Genomic DNA, 2,881 nt, shown 5'->3' with positions numbered 1-2,881 from the left:
GTCCCGGACGTCTCCTTTTCGCTCTGTAGTTGCGGACTCGCCCCCTTAACTTCATCAGAACAGCGTTCAACCGTGATCGGTTTTCCCTCAGGTGTAAGGGCAACCAGTCGCTCTATTTCCCTTTGCAATTGCCGGATATTCCCGGGCCAGGAATATTTTTCAAATAATACTGATACTTCCGAAGTCAGGCTTCCCACTGATTTATCAAACCGCTTGGCGGTATCTTCTACAAAAAACAAAGCCAGAGCCAGAAGGTCATCCTTTCTCTCACGCAACGGCGGAACAACTATCTCAACAGAAAACAATCTGAAAAACAGGTCTTCACGGAATCTGCCTTCGGCCACTTCATTCTGGAGCTTCTTGTTTGTCGCACTTATTACCCTGAAATCGTATTTCATGGTTTTGGTGCTGCCCAGACGGGCCCCCTCTTTCTCTTGTATGGCACGTAAAAACTTCGGTTGCATGGCAATGGGCATGTCAGCTATTTCATCAAGAAAAAGAGTGCCACCTTCAGCCGCCTCAAAGAGGCCCTTTTTGCGGTGGTCTGCGCCGGTGAATGCACCCTTTTCGTAGCCGAAAAACTCGCTTTCCATTAAATTTTCCGGAATAGCTGCGCAGTTTACCGCAACAAAGGAATTCTCCCGGCGATTGCTGCCGTTATGAATCATCCTGGCAATGAGTTCTTTTCCTGTGCCGTTTTCTCCCTGCAATAAAACATTGACTGGCGATGCACATACTACCCGGACCAATTCCAACACCTTCAGCATTACCGGACTTTCCGCAATGAACCGGGAATCCAGAAAATAGCCCTTGTCAAAGCGCTCAACCTCCCGGTTAATCTGTCCTGAAACCCTGAGAATCTCCTGATTGACAATAATATTTTCAATGGACATGGAGAGGTAGCTCGCCACCTCACTCAACAAGGCGGCATCATCATCATTGAAATCGCCGCTCAATCTGTTCAGCACCTGCACAGCCCCGGTAACTCCATGGCCTGTAAGACTTTTTATGGGTACGCAAACGGAATTTTTCGTAACAAACCCTGTTCCTGCGTCTACCTGCTTGTGATACCCCGTTCGCTTATTGAGCTGATTATTGATTTCCGGTTTGCCCGTTTCAATGACCTGCCCGGCAATACTTCCTTTCCTAGGCGGTTCAATTTGTTTTCCCTTAAGCCCTGTACCGTATTTGGAGTAAATTTTATCCGTACCCATTTCTATTATGAAGATCGTGCATCTCTCCGCCCCCATAATCCTGGGCAGGATAAGAACAAAAAATTCAACCAGCGACTCATAATTATCCACGGTCCAGGCGGTGGCCACCTGCTCAAGGCGCACCCTTAATTCTGCAAGCCTTTTACGAGAAACCTGCGACTGCTCGTCTTTTCGCTTTTCCATCATGTAACCCTCATTCACAATATATCAACGTAGTAATGTTTCACTCCCATTATGTACATTAGCAAGTATTGAGTCAACAAGGAACGGAAACAAAGTTTACATATTATTTTTTATCCTCAAGGAAATCATGATTCTTTTCCACTAAATAAGCCAGGATTTCAATACTTGTCCGGGGTTTCCGAGGCATAAAAAAAACTCCGGACCTCGGGGAATTCACCCACAGGACACTTCTTCCCCTTGAGGCGCTAAGAACTCAGCTCGCTGCCCCTGATCAATAAAACCAAGAAGAACCACGCTTTCCCCGTAACCAGACCCATTGGCACACAAGTTGCTAATATCAAATATCAGAGGAAAAAACTCGTTAACGGCAAACCGCCTGAAAAGGCGGGACGCAAAATCACCGGCCTAAGTTCGCCAAATGCGGATACGGCAGCGGGATTGCCGAGTGGATCTACTCAGCCCAAAGAGACTGAAAGGCCCACGCGGTTTCGGCTTCGGAGGGCTCAGATCATGTTACATTTAGGTTTTGATTCATACACACTTCTTAACATCTTCCTGCTTCTCTCATCCTCTTTCCTTATTCTTCTCCTGAGTCTGACGCTGACCACCATCAGGACTCCAATGCCCTGGAATGACGATCCGCGCGCCCAGGAAATAACAAGAAACAGAATCCTGCTGCTTCTTCTGACCCTATTGATCACTGTACTGCTTACCGCCTGCGGTTCGGGCGGATCCGACACTCCTCCGCAATCTCCTGACATCACCACCGCTTCAACTCCGGAAACAGTTGAAACCGAACAACCCATCCCGGTCATCGAAGAAACACCTCCGGAAGAACCGCAGCAACCGGTTAATGAACCGCCGGCCCCAGCAAATAATCCTCCTGTTTCTTCTGTAGACATTAACAGTATGGACGAAAACACAACTCTTACCGTTTACGCTCCTGGTGTTTTAGGAAATGATACGGATATTGAGAGTTCCGCTCTCACCGCCCTCCTGGTGACAGGCCCGGCAAACGGCACATTAACATTAAATACCGACGGTTCTTTCATTTATACCCCTGCCTCAAACTTTGTCGGCACGGATTCTTTTACCTATAAGGCAAATGACGGAGGCCTGGATTCCAATATTTCGCTGGTTACAGTTGTTGTAAACAATGTTGACGTTATTTTTTCCAAAACAAGCGCATCCGAATATCTGAATTTATTAACAGTGAGCTGGGAATATGATAACAACATTCCGGGAATTGCCGGATTCAGGGTTTACGATTCAAACCAAAACGAAGTCTGCAACACTGAAATCTCAGAAACCCGAATCCTTTTCTGTAATTTTACTTTTGTCGAAAGCGGCCCTCAGACTTTCACCATTACCGCATATGATATAACTAATAACGAAAGCGCTCATTCAGAACCTATTACCGCAAACAAAGCGCCGCAGGCTGAAATTCAAGCAGATGGCGTAAATAACCTCGTGGCTTTTGATGC

The 2,881-nt window shown here is 46.8% G+C and carries 2 protein-coding genes and 1 riboswitch; of the genes, one reads left to right on the top strand and one right to left on the bottom strand.

What is annotated here, in order from left to right; genetic code table 11:
• Positions 1-1,400 (bottom strand): sigma 54-interacting transcriptional regulator (locus KKE17_12715; protein ID MBU1710858.1); only part of this gene is annotated, 1,400 nt, incomplete at its 3' end.
• A gap of 353 nt (positions 1,401-1,753) precedes the next feature.
• Positions 1,754-1,843: riboswitch (cyclic di-GMP riboswitch) on the top strand.
• Between the two features lie 64 nt (positions 1,844-1,907).
• On the opposite strand from KKE17_12715, the gene KKE17_12710 reads away from it, so the two are divergent.
• Positions 1,908-2,881, top strand: a 974-nt coding sequence (locus KKE17_12710) for a cadherin-like domain-containing protein (protein ID MBU1710857.1), incomplete at its 3' end; no start/stop codon positions are given.

The sequence above is a fragment of the Pseudomonadota bacterium genome, from assembly GCA_018823135.1.
Classification (GTDB): Bacteria; Desulfobacterota; Desulfobulbia; order Desulfobulbales; family CALZHT01; genus JAHJJF01.
The sequence above is the reverse complement of the archived record's forward strand: the minus strand, read 5'-3'. Positions and strand labels throughout refer to the sequence as shown.